11 protein-coding genes and 2 pseudogenes are annotated in these 14,804 nt (G+C 56.7%); 6 read left to right on the top strand and 7 right to left on the bottom strand.

The genetic code is table 11. The annotated features are described in order from the left end of the window. The first annotated feature begins 13 nt into the window (after positions 1–13). The 3 genes from FVV99_RS01555 to FVV99_RS18490 all read left to right on the top strand — a co-directional run bounded on the left by FVV99_RS01555 (position 14) and on the right by FVV99_RS18490 (position 7,874). Positions 14–736: a hypothetical protein gene (locus FVV99_RS01555; RefSeq protein ID WP_201745003.1), complete on the top strand. Its 723-nt coding sequence runs from the start codon at positions 14–16 to the stop codon at positions 734–736. Continuing rightward, complete coding sequence (locus FVV99_RS01550) at positions 733–3,891, top strand: DEAD/DEAH box helicase (RefSeq protein WP_148252231.1); 3,159 nt, start codon at positions 733–735, stop codon at positions 3,889–3,891. The genes FVV99_RS01555 and FVV99_RS01550 overlap by 4 nt, the downstream gene beginning before the upstream one ends. A 206-nt stretch (positions 3,892–4,097) precedes the next feature. Next, a complete protein-coding gene (locus FVV99_RS18490; protein ID WP_161598947.1) occupies positions 4,098–7,874 on the top strand; it encodes a hypothetical protein in 3,777 nt (1,258 codons plus the stop codon). A gap of 146 nt (positions 7,875–8,020) precedes the next feature. Here the strand turns inward: FVV99_RS18490 and FVV99_RS01540 are convergent, their stop codons facing one another. From FVV99_RS01540 to FVV99_RS01510, 7 genes are all read right to left on the bottom strand, one after another. Then, positions 8,021–8,518 carry a JAB domain-containing protein gene (locus FVV99_RS01540; RefSeq protein ID WP_148252230.1) on the bottom strand — a complete coding sequence of 166 codons (498 nt, stop codon included), beginning with the start codon at positions 8,516–8,518 and terminating at the stop codon, positions 8,021–8,023. Positions 8,519–8,529: 11 nt separating this feature from the next. Further along, positions 8,530–9,141, bottom strand: a complete 612-nt coding sequence (locus tag FVV99_RS01535) for a lambda exonuclease family protein (protein ID WP_148252229.1) — start codon at positions 9,139–9,141, stop codon at positions 8,530–8,532. A 59-nt stretch (positions 9,142–9,200) separates the two neighbouring features. Then, positions 9,201–9,938, bottom strand: a complete 738-nt coding sequence (locus FVV99_RS01530) for an ERF family protein (protein ID WP_148252228.1) — start codon at positions 9,936–9,938, stop codon at positions 9,201–9,203. A 9-nt stretch (positions 9,939–9,947) separates the two neighbouring features. Next, positions 9,948–10,133 carry a hypothetical protein gene (locus FVV99_RS01525; protein ID WP_148252227.1) on the bottom strand — a complete coding sequence of 62 codons (186 nt, stop codon included), beginning with the start codon at positions 10,131–10,133 and terminating at the stop codon, positions 9,948–9,950. Between the two features lie 108 nt (positions 10,134–10,241). Next, positions 10,242–11,210, bottom strand: coding sequence for a DUF932 domain-containing protein (locus FVV99_RS01520; RefSeq protein WP_148252226.1), 969 nt, complete (start codon positions 11,208–11,210; stop codon positions 10,242–10,244). Positions 11,211–11,279: 69 nt separating this feature from the next. Next, positions 11,280–11,597, bottom strand: coding sequence for a hypothetical protein (locus FVV99_RS01515; RefSeq protein ID WP_148252225.1), 318 nt, complete (start codon positions 11,595–11,597; stop codon positions 11,280–11,282). A 659-nt stretch (positions 11,598–12,256) separates the two neighbouring features. Continuing rightward, complete coding sequence (locus FVV99_RS01510; RefSeq protein ID WP_148252224.1) at positions 12,257–12,664, bottom strand: YkvA family protein; 408 nt, start codon at positions 12,662–12,664, stop codon at positions 12,257–12,259. Positions 12,665–13,529: 865 nt separating this feature from the next. On the opposite strand from FVV99_RS01510, the gene FVV99_RS19130 reads away from it, so the two are divergent. The 3 genes and pseudogenes from FVV99_RS19130 to FVV99_RS01495 form a co-directional block, all read left to right on the top strand. Continuing rightward, positions 13,530–13,868, top strand: coding sequence for an inovirus Gp2 family protein (locus FVV99_RS19130; protein WP_148252223.1), 339 nt, complete (start codon positions 13,530–13,532; stop codon positions 13,866–13,868). A 12-nt stretch (positions 13,869–13,880) separates the two neighbouring features. After that, a pseudogene (locus FVV99_RS19125) lies at positions 13,881–14,216 on the top strand (YagK/YfjJ domain-containing protein); the annotation flags it as partial. A 50-nt stretch (positions 14,217–14,266) separates the two neighbouring features. Then, positions 14,267–14,477: pseudogene (locus FVV99_RS01495) on the top strand (transposase); the annotation flags it as partial. Positions 14,478–14,804: the final 327 nt, after the last annotated feature.

Below are 14,804 nucleotides of genomic sequence, written 5' to 3'. Positions count from 1 at the left end.
GACCGGCGTCCAGATGAACGATGGAGATACGTTCGATCAGTTCCTGACTACAGAAGTAGCCTCTCGGGTCCATGATGAGGAGAGTTCAACTGATTTTGAAGCACATCTTCGGGGGCTCGCAAGCACTGGCTTCCAGCAGGAAAGCCTACAGGCTATGTTGGATGCCGCACCGGAGGAAGAACGAGACTGGGCCATCGGTGAAGCGCTCGCCGAAGTCCATCTCAGCCAAGAACATGACGTCAAATGGCCCTGGAATTCCGAACGGGACAAACGCACTCCAATGGCAAGCCTACCAGGTGCTGACCTCGTTGGCTTGACGGAAGATAAGGACGGCGCTCTTCTTGCTCTAGGTGAAGTCAAGTGTTCCAGCGAGGCCGATAACCCACCACAGGTCATGCATGGCCGTAGCGGCATGACCAATCAACTCGACAAGTTGGCTGATGACTTAAGCCTCCTTCATACGCTACTTCGCTGGCTCTTTCCACGCTGTAAAGGCACTCCACATGAGCCAGACTTTGATCATGCGGTGAAGCGTCTTCTAGATTCTGGCAACAAGGCTATCGTCCTGTTCGGGATCCTCATTCGTGACACGGAGCCCAACCCTAAAGACCTCAGTTCTCGTGGCTCTAATCTCGCTGACCGGCTCGAAATGCCGACCGCTTGCCGCTTGAAGGCCCTGCACCTTCCTTGTTCAATTATCAGCCTACCCACACGCATTAAAGGGGGTGAATCATGAGCCATTGGTTGCTCGATTCACTCGCAGACCTTCGCGAAGAGTGTGGCAAGGTCGCTTCAGCTGTCCATGTTCAATCTCAGCTGAACCAACCCAAGCAAGAGTGGGATTGGAACCTTCTCAAGCGTGGCGCTGAGTCGATGGAGCTGGTCGTCATCGATATCATCGCTACCAGACCTTTCGACTGGGAAAGCGACGAAATCAGTGACCTGCGAAGCGCTGCAGCTGACGGATTCCGATTCTGGAAGCACCTTTCGTTTGGCGACGACGTCGATAGCGGTCGTACCATCCTGCGCGCGGCCTGTATGGCTGTCCTCGGTGAGCGCGGAGCAGATGCAAGCCGCTGGCTCAACACAATCGAGTGGCCGCAGCTAGGCCTGAACTCCGATGATTGGCGCATCCGGACTTGGAGCACCATCATAGACATATGGCTACGCCTCATCCGCAAGAGGGGCTGGGATGATCGAGACACTGTACTGCAACGCATTAGCGATTTGCGTGCAGCGCAAGCCGACTTCGAAGCTGAACACCTCGCCAGCCTGCCCGATGGAACCGGCAAGGTTAATGCCCTTGAACTGATTGGCCTCTACCACTTGGCCAAGGCTGCAGAAATCTTCGCTGAATTCATCACCAGTGGCAAAGCCGACGGTAGCTTCCAGATCCAGCAACTATTGGATATGCATTTCGACCGTGTCTTTGCCGTCTGCGAAGACGTCCAACTAGTTGACCTTGACCCCGTAGCTCGCCTTCTGGAGGTATGCGCGGCTCAGATGGCGCACAACTCCATCTGGACAGTCACGCGGGCCGTCAACTCCCGAGTCACAAAATTCGTAGAGACCCTCGTCAGCAAAGGGCGTGGTGATCGCGCACTCTTCGACGTCCTCCCACCCCAACGACGGGCCCTGTCCGAACAAGGTCTTTTGGGGTCCAGCCGTCGCGCGGTGGTTGTCAGTTTGCCGACCTCCAGCGGAAAGACACTGATCGCCCAATTCCGCATACTGCAAGCCATTAACCAGTTCGACCATGAACGCGGCTGGGTTGCTTACCTGGCTCCCACGCGCACACTCGTCAATCAGGTAGCCCGCCAACTGCGACGAGACTTCGAACAGCTCGGCGTGGTCGTTGAGGAAGTCAGCCCTGCTCTCGAAGTCGACAACGTAGAGATTGAACTCCTCACTCAACGTGATGATGGCAAGGAATTCCGGGTACTGGTGACAACACCCGAGAAGCTCGATCTCATGCTTCGTCAAGGCTGGGAAAGGGAAATTGGACGGCCCCTGACGCTCGTTGTGGTTGATGAAGCGCATAACCTTCAGAGCCCTACTCGCGGGCTAAAGCTTGAGCTCTTGTTAGCCACTATCAACAGCGAATGTGAGAATGCCCAGTTCTTGCTGCTCACCCCCTTCATCACCAACGCTCGCGAAGTCGCCCGTTGGCTTGGCGATCAAAGCTCGGATGACATCAGCTTCAGCGTCGATTGGCAGCCCAACGATCGCGTCATCGGCATTGCTAACCTGAAACAGGGCGATCACATCCGTGGAAAGAGCTATGACTACTCGGTGGAGCTGGAATCCGTCCACACTACACGCCGGACCCTAGCGGTAGACGATCCGATTCAACTGGGCACCAATCACGATATCGCCAGCACTTATAGCAAGGCATCGACCCCTGCGATGGTCGCGGCTATTTCCGCCCAGGAATTGCAGCAGCGCGGCCCCGTTATCGTCATGCACACGCAACCCCGTTGGGTATGGTCTTTGGCTGAAACACTAACACTGGAACGCAACCTCCAACCTGCGAGTGCTCGCATTAAGCTAGTCCAAGACTTCCTGAGGCTAGAATATGGCAAAGAATTCCCGCTGATTAATATGATCAGCCATGGCGTGGGTGTCCACCACGCTGGCTTATCCGATGAGGTGCGTACGCTCATGGAATGGCTTTTCGAACACGAAGAGCTACGTTTCCTCGTCGCAACAACCACCATCGCTCAAGGGGTCAACTTCCCGGTTTCTGGCGTTGTCATGGCCAGCCATCAATACCCCTATGGCGTGGATATGCCACCTGAGGACTTTTGGAACATTGCTGGCCGTGCCGGCCGCATTGGGCAAGGTGACCTTGGCGTAGTAGCGTTGGCCTCTGAATCAGAGGACCGAACGACTGCCCTACGGTCTTTTATCAATCAGAAGTCAGGTGATTTGAATTCCGCACTCATCCAAATGGCTGAAGAAGCAGAGGATCTGCTTTCAGATCTGGGGAGAATCGTCTACTACCACCCTGAATGGTCGTCATTCTTGCAGTACCTAGCACACACCTATCAGCAGATGGGCAAACCCGAAACCTTTAGCGACGAAGTCGAACAGGTTCTTCGCAACACGTACGGCTTCGCAAAATTGCGAGCTCAGAAGCCTCACCAAGCCCGTTCACTACTAATTGGCGTCCGTTCTTACGCTGAGTACATTTGCCAACCGAATCAACCTCTTGGGTTGGTTGATAGCACCGGCTTCTCTCTGCAAAGCATTCGCGGCGCCATGGCGCAATCACGGGAGTCTGGTATCACTGCAGACTCCTGGGACCACTCAACCCTGTTCGCCGACGGCGACACCAGCCTTCCGGCAATGATGGGGGTTCTCCTGAACATCCCTGAACTGAGAGAAAACCTCAAAGATATCCTCGGCAGCAACAAGACTAATGGCGATAAACTCGCATGCATACTGAAGGATTGGGTCAACGGCGTGTCCGTCGAATCCATTGCGCGAAATTACTTCATGGATGGGAATTCCTATGTTGACGCCGTGACTCAGTGCGGACAGAACCTGTCCAGCAAACTGACGCAGACTACAGCTTGGGGGCTTGGCGCACTCCTTGCCATCACCGGTAGCGAATTGCCAGAAGATCGCTTGGAGGAGGTCCGCAACCTACCCTCCCAAGTCTTTTATGGAGTGAACAGCGACGAAGCCATCACCCTCCGACTCCTTGGCATCCCCCGTTCGGCCGCCCTAAGCATCGCAGATAATCAGCCCGATCTTGCCTCCGGTCCAATCGCGAGTGTGCGTTCTCGGCTCAGAGATTTGAGTGAGATTGAATGGAGGGCAGCGTACGGGAATGCAGATGCAGACGTTTACCGTAAAGTTTGGCGTGTTCTGGAGGGGCTCGATTGATTACTGATACATCCAAAACTGACGGGTCCCCGGTGCTTGCTGTCGATAGTCATACCGAAGAGAGCCTAATCGTGCATTACACAAATGGTGGATATTACCTGTGAATTGCAAAGCGAAGTTGTGAGCGGGTATTGGTTTAGTATCTAGCCCCACTTCGATACAGTGCAGCGTCCGGCTATGCCGCTGCTTTCGCCAGAGTCAAACCCATGTCGAACACGCCCGTTTCTGTCTTCGGAGACCCTTCTCAGGTTTGGAACGTTCCCCCAGAAGACGTGAGCCGACAGGCAACTGCGGCTCTTCGTGGCTATGTCTACCAGCTCCACGCCTCGGCCGCCGCGTGGTTGGCGCTGCTGGGGACAGGCGATGAACTCTACTTAGAAGTGGCCGAGGACTTTACCGAGCTTCTCCGCGAGCCGGATATGGGCGATGAAGTGCTGAAAGCCACTCAGGTAAAAGACACTAGCGATTCAGGGGCGGTAACGCTGAACTCGCCAGATGTGCTAGAGGCTATCGAAGCCCTGCATCGGCTACGTGTCTGTAACCCGGGTCGTGAAGCAAGGCTCGTGTTTCTGACAACATCGGATATCGGAAAGGAGCGAAAGAATGCGTTGCCTTCCGGAGAGGCCGGCCTGATTGCTTGGGAAACTGCCGCTTCCGGAGGGGATGTTGAGGAGCTACGCGCAGCACTTCTTCAGCGCACGTTATCTGATGAGCTGCGCACTTTTGTCGCCAGTAGCCCAACCGAAAAGCTAAGGGCTGAGCTTCTCAGTTCTGTGGTCTTTGCATGCGGCGCGCAGGATTGGGGCTATCTTGAAGAGGGCAACCGGCGAACACTAGTCACTCGCCGAGACGAGTATCAAGCGACAGTAGACATGGCTCGTCGCTCCTACGATACCGTGTTCCGTGAAGTCGTTGCGTGTGTGCTCGGGCCGGCTCCACGTCGCTTAAACGGAGTTCAACTTCAGGATTGCCTAGAGCGCGCGACATCAATCGATGTTCCGTCCAGCGTCGCCGTGGACTTATTGAGTGAGCGCGCCGCGCGGCCTAGTACCACTCTGTCCATTGACGAGTTGCGCAACTTGGCGGAGTCGTTGATTGAGACTGGCACGCCACCGTCGATCGACCGGCTACTCCCGGCAGCCAAGGTTGTAGCCCGGGACGCACTTCTGGACGCTTTCTCAGCGGGGCCACGTCTTACCGAGATTATATACGACAGGGCTCCAGCGAGCGCTTCAATATCGGATCTCATTGGGTTCTCGGAAAAAAAACACCTCATCGTCAGCCAGCCCGGCTCAGGCAAGACTCATGCCCTCTGGAACTCAGCAAAAGAGCTGCTCGCAGCCGGTACGATCATTCCGCTTTATCTACCGGCCGGACAGGCGACATCCTGGCGCGACCTAGAAGAAATGATCACCGAGGCGGCGCCGGGAGTCGCATTAACCACTTTGTTTCAAGACCCTCGAATCTGCGTTTTCGTCGACAGCTGGTCCGATTTCGCGGGCGCCGCACAGGCCGGGGAGAAGCGACGTGCGCTGCGCGCTCTGCGAAGCGCACGCTTAGTTGCGACGGCTAAGCTGGCTGACATCGACGATGGCGCCCTGAAGCATTGGGCACTCGACCTGCTTCCACCCGACCGAGTTGCACGTGCAGTAGCAGCAGCAACGCCAGGCGAAACGCTACCGCCTAGCTCGGTGATTGACCTCCTGCGCCTGCCTCTTCTTCTGGCCATCCACGTTCTATCGGACGCGCGGTCTGCTACGACCGGCGACCTCTTGCGACAGTTCCACGAGCACCTTATGCGCGGGCTGCCCGAACGCTTCACAGAAGTACTCGCCGGAGCTGTGGCTGACCTCTCGCTGGCGGGAACGCGGTCTTTTGGTCGTCTTACGCATGAGCTTCAAACTCGCGCAACTAAGGTGGGCCTTACCGATCCAGCCTGGCTGCTAAGGAGCCTTGGTACGATTCTCGAACGTGGCGGTCAAGCAGTACCCGTCCACGACCTTTACTGGAGCTGGCTCACAGGACGCGGTCTACTGGGCGACGCTGCCGCTGAGCGCGCATTAGACTCGCTCTGGACGCGCGAGAGCTATGCCTTGGCTATCCAGGCGGGTGGACGCGCTGCAGAGAGCGACGTAAACGCAACGGTCAGGGAAGATATGGTGCTGGCCGCCACACTCGATGCAAGCCGCGATGCAGAACGCCCCACACCCGCCCTAATACAAGCGCTCTCCCTCTCGCTGGAAGATCCTCGCTTAGCTGTGCGCAGTCGCGCTGCCCTTGCTGCGCTGGAAGGAGAGCGCCTGGAACTTCTTCGCCCCGCTCTGGAGGTGCTCGCCGAACTAGGCCGATCCAACTTGTACCCGTCTGAGTGGAAGCGGGCCCTAAGCCCAAACGCCCTGTACGCGCAACGGGCTACGCTCGCCGACTGGCTAGGGTCACCGAATAGCAGTCTCGTCCTCGATGCAATCGCCCAAGGTGGAGGGCCAGAGTGGAGCCTTTGGCTAGAGCAGGTTGCGGCAGACGGCCGGATAAGTTATGCCGAGGCGGCCGCAACCGCGCTTGGCTGTTGTGGCGATGTACCGCAGTGGGTTCGACCGCATCTCGACACTGTCATCGCTTCGCGCGCTTGGATGCTTCGGGCCGCCGCAGCAAGACGCGGCAACAGGAGGCTGGCTCGGTTCATCGCTGAAGAATACGAACGCTTGGTCGAATCCATTGTAGGGCAGAATTTCGGCGCCACATTCGAACTCAACCGAGTGCTCGTTGGCTGCGGTGATGACGACGAGTTCGGTCTATTGCTTACCCAGTTCCCTTCCATGGGGCCTCGCGCGCAAGAACTGCTCGGCTTTGCTATCGTCGAACGCGGCTCACCCTGGGTAGCCCGCTATCAGCGTGTGGCTTTAGCAACCGGGGCCTCTCATCATCACAAACTCGCCGAGGAGCTCTCGCTTGAGGTTGATGACAAGACAGCGCGGGCCTGGATCGCCGCAGGTCATGAAGAGGCAGGATGGCGAGTACTAATCGCGCGTCACGGCGAGGCCCTGCTGCCGGAAATGATCGAACAATTGCCTTCGTCCTTCGCGGGTATCCACCACATCCCCGTACTTGCCAACATGCGCTGGCTTTCGAGTGCACCTGAAACGCTCATCGATGAAATCTGGCGGCGGATAGGGAGCCCCATGTGGCCGAAGGTGACAGAGGATTTGTTCAACGCTATTGCGCGAGTCTACCCCGAGGGGGTTCCTCACATTGTAAGATTTATCGAAAAGCAGCCCGACGCTCTCCCGGCTTACCACCTCCGCCAAGCCCTTCTAATTTACGAGGACTGGCAAAAGAGAAGTGGTGCTGAACTAGGCGTGAAAACGGCCGATGGTGTCGAACATCCCTTTTCTGAATGGGTCGTGCGCCAAAGTATGAAGAACAGTTGGGAGGACCACTTCACTCCAGAGTTACTGTCCCGTTCGCCGGAGCTAGCCATCGACTACGTCGTGCATCATCTCGACGACGAGTACGCGGCAGCGGTACTTAAGGAGTTGAAGGGAACTGCTTCCTACAGCGCTCCGCTGCTGGATCGCATGCTTAGGGTGCCTGCCCTCGCTGCACTCATTCCACAAGTGTTCTCCGATAGCTTCGACCTGTTTCCTGTCAAGGCACTCCAACGCTGCATTAGATCGGGCGACATTGATCAAGAAAGCTTGCTCTATCGGTTGGCCGCTACGGCGAATCCCATGCACTGCGCCGTGCATGAGGAACTTCTGGCGCGCGTACTAGAGTGCCCGACTAAGCTTCATCACTTGCGTCACGTCTCGGATATGCTAAGAGGTTACTCGCGCGAGGAGGTTCTTCATATGATTGAAGCTGCACCTCACGGTCGTGAGGATTGCTGGTTTTGGTTTGTCCGTTCCGTGGAGGCAGCGAGGGATGAACACTTGATCAACGAGGATGGGTCTGTCCGGCATTATCAGCCCCAAAAGTCACCGTAGTGAATGTTGTCTGAGCGGGCCCTGATTTTGTAGACGCTTAATGACCGCTTTTGGCCGTTAGCAGCCAGCTGTAAGAAAAGAAATGAGTTGTGAATAGCCGGTGCCACCCCAACGGAGTGGCACCGGCGTTATGTCGTGACCCCCCGTCACAGATACCCGAGCTCTGCAAAGGACTCACATTCTTCGCTACCAACCACGATGTGATCAATGACCCGTATCTCCACAAGCCCCAGCGCTTCCTTTAGCCGCTGGGTGATGCGTCGGTCGGCATCGCTGGGCTCGGGATCGCCCGAGGGGTGGTTGTGGGCCAGGATCACGGCGGCGGCGTTGTGTGCCAGTGCCTGCTTGACCACTTCCCGAGGATAGACGTTGGCGGCGTCAATGGTGCCGCGGAACAACTCCTCGAAGCTGATCACGCGGTGCTGGCTATCCAGGAACACGGCACTGAAGACCTCATGCTCGTAGTCCTGCAACAGGATCTGCAGGTACTCGAACGCCAGCGCTGGCTGGGTGAGCTTGCGGCCTCGGGCCAGTCGTCGACGGGCGAAGGCCTGAGCGATGCTCAGCAGCTCCGCTTCGGTGACCGTGTCGGTGATGCGATAGGTGCCGGCGGTCTCGCCGGCACTCAGCTTGCGGTGGTTCATGTTCTCTCTCCTCACGCCGCCATGACCATGGCCATGCGGCGCTCCAGCTCCTCGTAGAACGCCTCGACGCGCTCAGCGATGGTGCGGATCATTGCCTCGTCGCGGTAGGCGCGCTTCACGAACAGTGGCATGCCCGGCCAGTAGCTGACGAAGTCGATCCACTCCCGCTCGCTGACCCACAGCCCGCCCTGGCATTGAGCGATGTGCTCCTGGGGCAATTCATCAGCCAGCAGCAGCTCGATCTGGTACCTGGGCAGCTTGGTTTTGATTTCCACCAGGCCGTGGCTGTCCACCAGGCCATCGGGTGAATAGCCCACTCCGTGGTTGAGAATAATGCCGACCTGCTCCAGGCGGGGCAGGCCGGTGGCTTCGTGGTAGAGCTCACGAGCTACCGGCTCCAGCTCATGTCCCCGCTGGGTGTGAGCATTGCCCGGGAAGGTATCGGACGGCTCGCCGGTGATGCGCTCGCCGATCAGTTGGTGCATGTAACTGAGGGCACCGGCGCCAAAGCCGCCTGGCCCCTTGCCCTTGACCAGCAAGGACTTCAGCTCGGACATGGTGACGATGCCCAGTCGGGCGGCATGCCATTCCGGCGTGCCCTGTTCCAGTGTCAGGACCTGCATGACGATCTCCTCTGTCGATGATGCGGCATAGTGGCGAGGGGATTCCCCTCGCGGGTCGTTCAGTGCGATTGGCGGTGCGGTGAAGCCCGTTTTTGCAGAGACGCGCGCAGCTTGTCGAAGTCGCTTCGTGGCACCTGCTCGGCGCCCCCATATTTGCCGGCGAACCATTCCTGGGTGGTCGATGGACACGCCGTCAGCAATTGATTGAGTTGTCCGGCCTGGAAGGGGGTGACGTGTTTGGCCGGGGCGTTCGCTTGGCCATCGTCGTCCTGGCCACGGGTGGTGATGTTGAGTAAGGCACATAGCACATAACGCTTGCCGTAACTGGTCGACGAACCAAACGCTTGCACGGCGTTCTTGTTGCCACTGATATCGGTCGGCAGCAGCATGCTGGTCTCTTCACGGTGGCCAGCCTCGTGCATCAGGATGCCAGTCACCTGGATGCCGCGTTCCTGTGTCTGAATTCGAAAGCTCACCGCAAAGCCATGCCGTCTCATGATTGGACGCACGGTATCGACGATGTCCTCCAGAGTGGCATAGGCGCCGTTGTTGCCCTGGCCGCGCTCGGCAATGCTCGGCAGTTCGGTCTGCATGGCTGCCATGGCGGCGCTGTAGGCCAGCAATGCCTGACGATCCAGAACGCGTTCCTGCATCTGCAGCAGGCGTTCCATCTTGTCGATGTCGACGTCCGGGTTGAGGGCCGCCCGCTCGATCACTTGAATGATGGCGGTGGTTTCCTGGAGAGACTCTGTGTCTGAGGCGTTTCGGTCGGTATGGGGGGAAATGGGCGTTGGCATGGGACCTCCTCAAAGATAGTGGTCAATCACTTCCTGGAGCTGATCGGCAGGAACCGGCTCCAGGGAGACGGTCACGCGATAGAGCTGGCCCTTGGCCAGCACAAGGGTCTGTGTTTCGTGTTCACCGGTTTCCAGTAGTTGGCGTGTGAGCTGGGTCAGGGAGCGACAGATCTCGAATGTCATGGGTGATGGCATGTCAACCTCCGAAAGTAGAAACGCCTGGCCGTGAATGGCCAGGCGTTATGCGGTGGCGATGGCATTGGATGAAGGGAAAGCGAGCCGTGACGGGATGACTGACGTTGATCAGGTCACCAGCGCCATGGCCGACGTCAGCGCCTTGTCCTTGAGGCTGGCCCCCTGGCCGAACCAGGCGGAGTCCATGCGGTAGTCGTTGCTGCGCGCCCGCTTCTCGTGGTCCACGTACTCGGTGACGGCGTTGAGCAGCCCCCAGGCGGTACCTTGCGCCGTGCACAGGTGAGCGCCTCGTCCTTCGTCGTGATAGAGCTGGTGGACACGGTTGAGCGCCCGGACGTTGGGTAGCCTAGCGGGATCGTCCAGCGGCTCGTCGGTGTTGCAGATCACCGACTGGAAGTACGTCTTCACTTCCTCCTGGCTGACCTTGCGCTCGGCCAGGGTCTTCAGGCGGTACATGAAGTCGTCCCACTGCGAAACCGAGATCCCCAACTGCTGCTTCACGCGTTGGGGATCGAACTCGGTGCTGTGAGGTACCTTCACGCCCTGCGCCATGCCGTCCACGGCGATGGTCAGGGTGTTATTGCAGACCACCCGGACTGAGGTCGGTGTCGCCACCGTTGCCAGCGAGCCGTCACAGGACGTGGCCAGCAGCAGGTAGGCGTTCACCTGATCCTGACCCTTGAGGGCACCCCCCATACCGCTGCGAGCCAGCGCCCAAAACTTGCGGCCGCCCTTGAGCACCCCGGCCGTCTCCAGCTCATAACCGGCGTACTCGGTCAGATCTCGGTAGAACTCCAGCACTTCCTCGGGCTGCACGACCTTGTAGCGCTGCGAGACTACTGACAGTGGTGCCTCGGTGTCGGAGCGGTAGAGCACTTTCTGTTCCGGGAAGGAATGGATACTTCCCAAGTGAGAGGGTGAGTCAGTCATGAAGCGAACTGGCGACGCTTCAATGTGCCAGTTCATACCGGCTTGTTGTTGCCAAACCGCCAGAGGCTGGTGACGGGACAGTTGCTGCCCCAGGCCATGCCAGGGGGTATCGCCGACATAAGCCATTTGCTCAATCAGATGTGCCATGCAAAAGCTCCTTAACGAAAAAAAGCCGGCGGATCGCCGGCAAGAGTGGAGGAAAGAGGAATGATGGGGCTAGTCCTGCATCCGGAAGGTGTGACCACAGCCCAGGCAGAGCCAGGGCGTTCCCTCACCGGGCGGAAACAGGTGCTGCACCATCTGCTGTCCGGCGGCGGCCCCGGCAATGCCACCTGTTGCGGCCGCAATGACTGCAGAAGAGAGACGGCCGAGAGGGAACTGGGCAGAGGAGGTCTGTAGACGACCAGGAGAATGGAGCGACGAATAGGCGCCCTTGAGGGAACCGGTCAGTGCGCCGGCGGCTATGCCCAGCTTGCGGGCGGTCTCGAGGTTGATCACGCGCTGCGAGTCACAGCGCATGCAGGGTGGGGGCATATCACGACTCCTGTGCGGTTGAAACAAGCCTGGGGATGGCTCAGGTCACAGGAGTGATATAGATCTTAAAGTTTTTGTAATCGCCGCTTCCCGAGCACTGCTCAGCTCCTCTCAACTCTGCCGTTGGCTTCGTACTAAGGCCCGGCCATCAGATCCAACTGATCGACCGCGAAGGCAAGTTCAGCGCCCAGACCAATGCCATCTTGATCGCCGAGAACCGCAAGGACCTTTCAGCTATCGAGTAGTTGGCAAATAACAACTGACTCCTCAATCGGTGGAACTTAGTGCACCAATCGTTTTCCGTTGAGGGGCAAGCATTGCTGACCGACTAGATCAATGCTGACGTGGATATATCATCCCACGTATCCGACTGGGTCGATGTGTATGCTGCCTACGATGGCCGACTAGGCAACGACTACGAAGATCACGTTCGCCAAGTAGGGAGGTGCTGGTGATAATCGTGTCCAGTAACAATGAACATTCCGTGCCGGTTATCCCATTGCCGCACCGCGAGTACCACTGACAGGCCAATAAGAGAAGGGGGGTACAATGACGAACGGATACGCGAGATGTTGCATTGAGAACCTGCATCCGCCATCTGTAACATGATAAAACATTGAATAAAGCTGGCAGGACAATTCCTGCCAGCTACTAGGAAATCAAGAAAACCAACGATTTAATGTTTCCCGGGCTTTTTCAACGTGCTCATCTTTTATATAAGTAGCAACTACCCCAATCGCACCTGCCAACACTCCTATATCATCGGTATACCCCACAATTGGAGTTAGGTCGGGTATCGCATCCACAGGTGATATAAAATATCCTAATGCTCCATAAATAGTTGTCTTTGCCCATGTAGGTGTATCAGAATCTTGGGCAGAATAATACATTTTTAAAGCAGGGTGGATAGCTTTTTCTCCTGCTTTTTTTGCATATTTCGTGGTTTTTCTCCAAAACCCTTTATCCGAGTACTTTCCTGCACCCTCCTTTATCTTTTCATCAAGTTCCTCATCATTAAACTGGCATTCTTTCTGTTCTTCTTCAATCTTCCCAGTTTCATTATCCATATAAACACCTCTTTGTTACCTTGAAAATTTTCGTCTTCTCACAAAGATGTCCAGCCTATCTTTGTGAGGTACTAAGACATTATCGTCATAACCTAAGGAAACTTTAGCTCCTGTTCCCTTGACCGTAGAGACCGAGAGCAACATCTGAAGGTCGTAATATCCTAGGTATCTGCTCACTCTAGGGCGCTAATGCTGGGTTTGCGCGAGGTGATATAGATCTGAAAATATTTTTACTGGTCTGCATGATCTTTTGAATCGAGTCGGTTCGTCTCTTATCTTATTGATGAAATGGAATTATTTTTCTAGATCAGGTATCGATCCTGCCTCATCCTGGATGCCCCACACCGCATGCCTCGGGGCACAGAGGTCTCAGCGTCGGCCGATGACATGACGGTATTAGTAATATGCATCTAATAATTAATAACTATAGATTATGGTAACGAAGCAGAGGTAAAGAGAGGAGCCCGAAGGAGAGATCCTCAAGGAGGATAGGCATAGCCAGACAGTAGACATGGCATAAACCCTCAGCAGAGCTCAGAAGGCCATGGGACAACGCTCCCCAGGAGGACACACCACAGCCCCCTCTCGATTCCATCAATGCGTTGTCTCATGAAGCCAACATGACAGCCCCACCAGGATCGCCTTCCCATGAGGCGATCCTGGTGGGAGATCACACGGCTTACCTGTGCTGACAGCGCTTCGCACTTACTCGTCGTGACCACTCCTCGCTATAGCCTCTGACAAAGCTCACAGCGACGAGACAACTACGCCCCTACCCCAACGGTGACATCGTACGCCCATTCGCTCCACGGCTGACAGGGCCGTGGGCATGCGTGTGGCCTGAGCGTCACATCAGGAGATTTGTATGTATAACCCGACCCCGAAGCGCCATCCCGACAATTCCAAGTTACGCCTCTACTACGACGGTAAGTATCTCGGGTGGCCCGTCTACCAGTACGCCAACGGTCCCTTGATCGAGAACTATTTGGAGGCGAGCCTACGGGTCTTGCAGCACACCTGCTCCCAACAGTGCCGTACGCTGGCGTTTCGCCTTGACCTGCGTTTCCCTCAGACCATGCCGGTGGGGCCGATGCACGCCGATAACGCCTGTCTCAGCCAGTTCTTCTACACCTTGCGCATGGAGCTGGGCGCCGCGGACACCAAGTACACCACGGAAGTCCGCTACCTGTGGTGTCGCGAGTAGGACACCAGCGACAAGCCCCACTACCACCTGCTGCTGTTGCTCAACTACGACGCCTTCTGCTCGCTGGGGACGTTCTACCGCTCACCCGATGGCGGTTATTCCGACGACAACCTTTACCACCGCTGCATGCGCGCCTGGAGCTGGGCCATCGGCTGGCCGCTCCATGACATGGCGAGACTGGCCCATGTCGCCACCGACAAGCTGACAGGTGAACCCTATGTGTATTGCCTGCACCGCAATGACGCCGCAACATTCGCGCAGGTTTTCTGCGCGGCCAGCTACATGTGCAAGGCCTACTCCAAGCTCATCGCTAAAGGCATCCGCTGTTTCGAGGGCAGCCGCAGGTAGTGATTTGGGGGTGCGGACCTTCTTCACTGATATTGGCAACTTCGCTGACCCCCCATAGCCTGTGGCAGCGTGGTTCCAACGACAACACCAATGGCCTGTTGCAAGGGGCCCGATCTCTCGGTCTAAAGCCAGGAGGCACTCGATGCCATCGCCGATTTACTGAACACATGGCCTCGCAAGACACTGGATTGGCGATCTCCACTGGAGGTCTATGCCGAGGTGCTCAAGAAATCAATAGCGGGCCCGCCTACCCTGCAATAGCGTTGCACTTGGAACTTGAGAGCGCCAGGAATCTACATTTAAATGTGCCGTCTGAAACTGGATATCTAGAGCTAGGTGCCGTCTCGTGTCTTTTCCTTCCCATGCACCGAGCGACACCTATACGGGCGAGAATTTTTAGCTCGTTTCGAATATTTTTTAATTCGTAATTTATTGATTTTTATAGTTATTTTCTATGCCAATGGGCGCATTTGTACTAGTCATTGGTGCTCAAAAATAACGCTGGTCATATTCGTGCTCACCAGCAGCACAGAACGTGATGCTTGACAACGATAGGCACGATGCGCCGGCGTGGGCAATGCAGGCTTC

It is taken from the genome of Aidingimonas lacisalsi (genome assembly GCF_008079445.1).
Taxonomy (GTDB): domain Bacteria; phylum Pseudomonadota; class Gammaproteobacteria; order Pseudomonadales; family Halomonadaceae; genus Aidingimonas; species Aidingimonas lacisalsi.
The sequence above is the reverse complement of the archived record's forward strand: the minus strand, read 5'-3'. Positions and strand labels throughout refer to the sequence as shown.

What these genes read in the sequence shown, in the direction of transcription:
- FVV99_RS01555 (WP_201745003.1), top strand. Translation starts at nt 14, where the DNA reads ATGAACGATGGAGATACGTTCGATCAGTTCCTGACTACAGAAGTAGCC.
- FVV99_RS01550 (WP_148252231.1), top strand. Translation starts at nt 733, where the DNA reads ATGAGCCATTGGTTGCTCGATTCACTCGCAGACCTTCGCGAAGAGTGT.
- FVV99_RS18490 (WP_161598947.1), top strand. Translation starts at nt 4,098, where the DNA reads ATGTCGAACACGCCCGTTTCTGTCTTCGGAGACCCTTCTCAGGTTTGG.
- FVV99_RS01540 (WP_148252230.1), bottom strand. Translation starts at nt 8,518, where the DNA reads ATGAACCACCGCAAGCTGAGTGCCGGCGAGACCGCCGGCACCTATCGC.
- FVV99_RS01535 (WP_148252229.1), bottom strand. Translation starts at nt 9,141, where the DNA reads ATGCAGGTCCTGACACTGGAACAGGGCACGCCGGAATGGCATGCCGCC.
- FVV99_RS01530 (WP_148252228.1), bottom strand. Translation starts at nt 9,938, where the DNA reads ATGCCAACGCCCATTTCCCCCCATACCGACCGAAACGCCTCAGACACA.
- FVV99_RS01525 (WP_148252227.1), bottom strand. Translation starts at nt 10,133, where the DNA reads ATGCCATCACCCATGACATTCGAGATCTGTCGCTCCCTGACCCAGCTC.
- FVV99_RS01520 (WP_148252226.1), bottom strand. Translation starts at nt 11,210, where the DNA reads ATGGCACATCTGATTGAGCAAATGGCTTATGTCGGCGATACCCCCTGG.
- FVV99_RS01515 (WP_148252225.1), bottom strand. Translation starts at nt 11,597, where the DNA reads ATGCCCCCACCCTGCATGCGCTGTGACTCGCAGCGCGTGATCAACCTC.
- FVV99_RS01510 (WP_148252224.1), bottom strand. Translation starts at nt 12,664, where the DNA reads ATGGATAATGAAACTGGGAAGATTGAAGAAGAACAGAAAGAATGCCAG.
- FVV99_RS19130 (WP_148252223.1), top strand. Translation starts at nt 13,530, where the DNA reads ATGTATAACCCGACCCCGAAGCGCCATCCCGACAATTCCAAGTTACGC.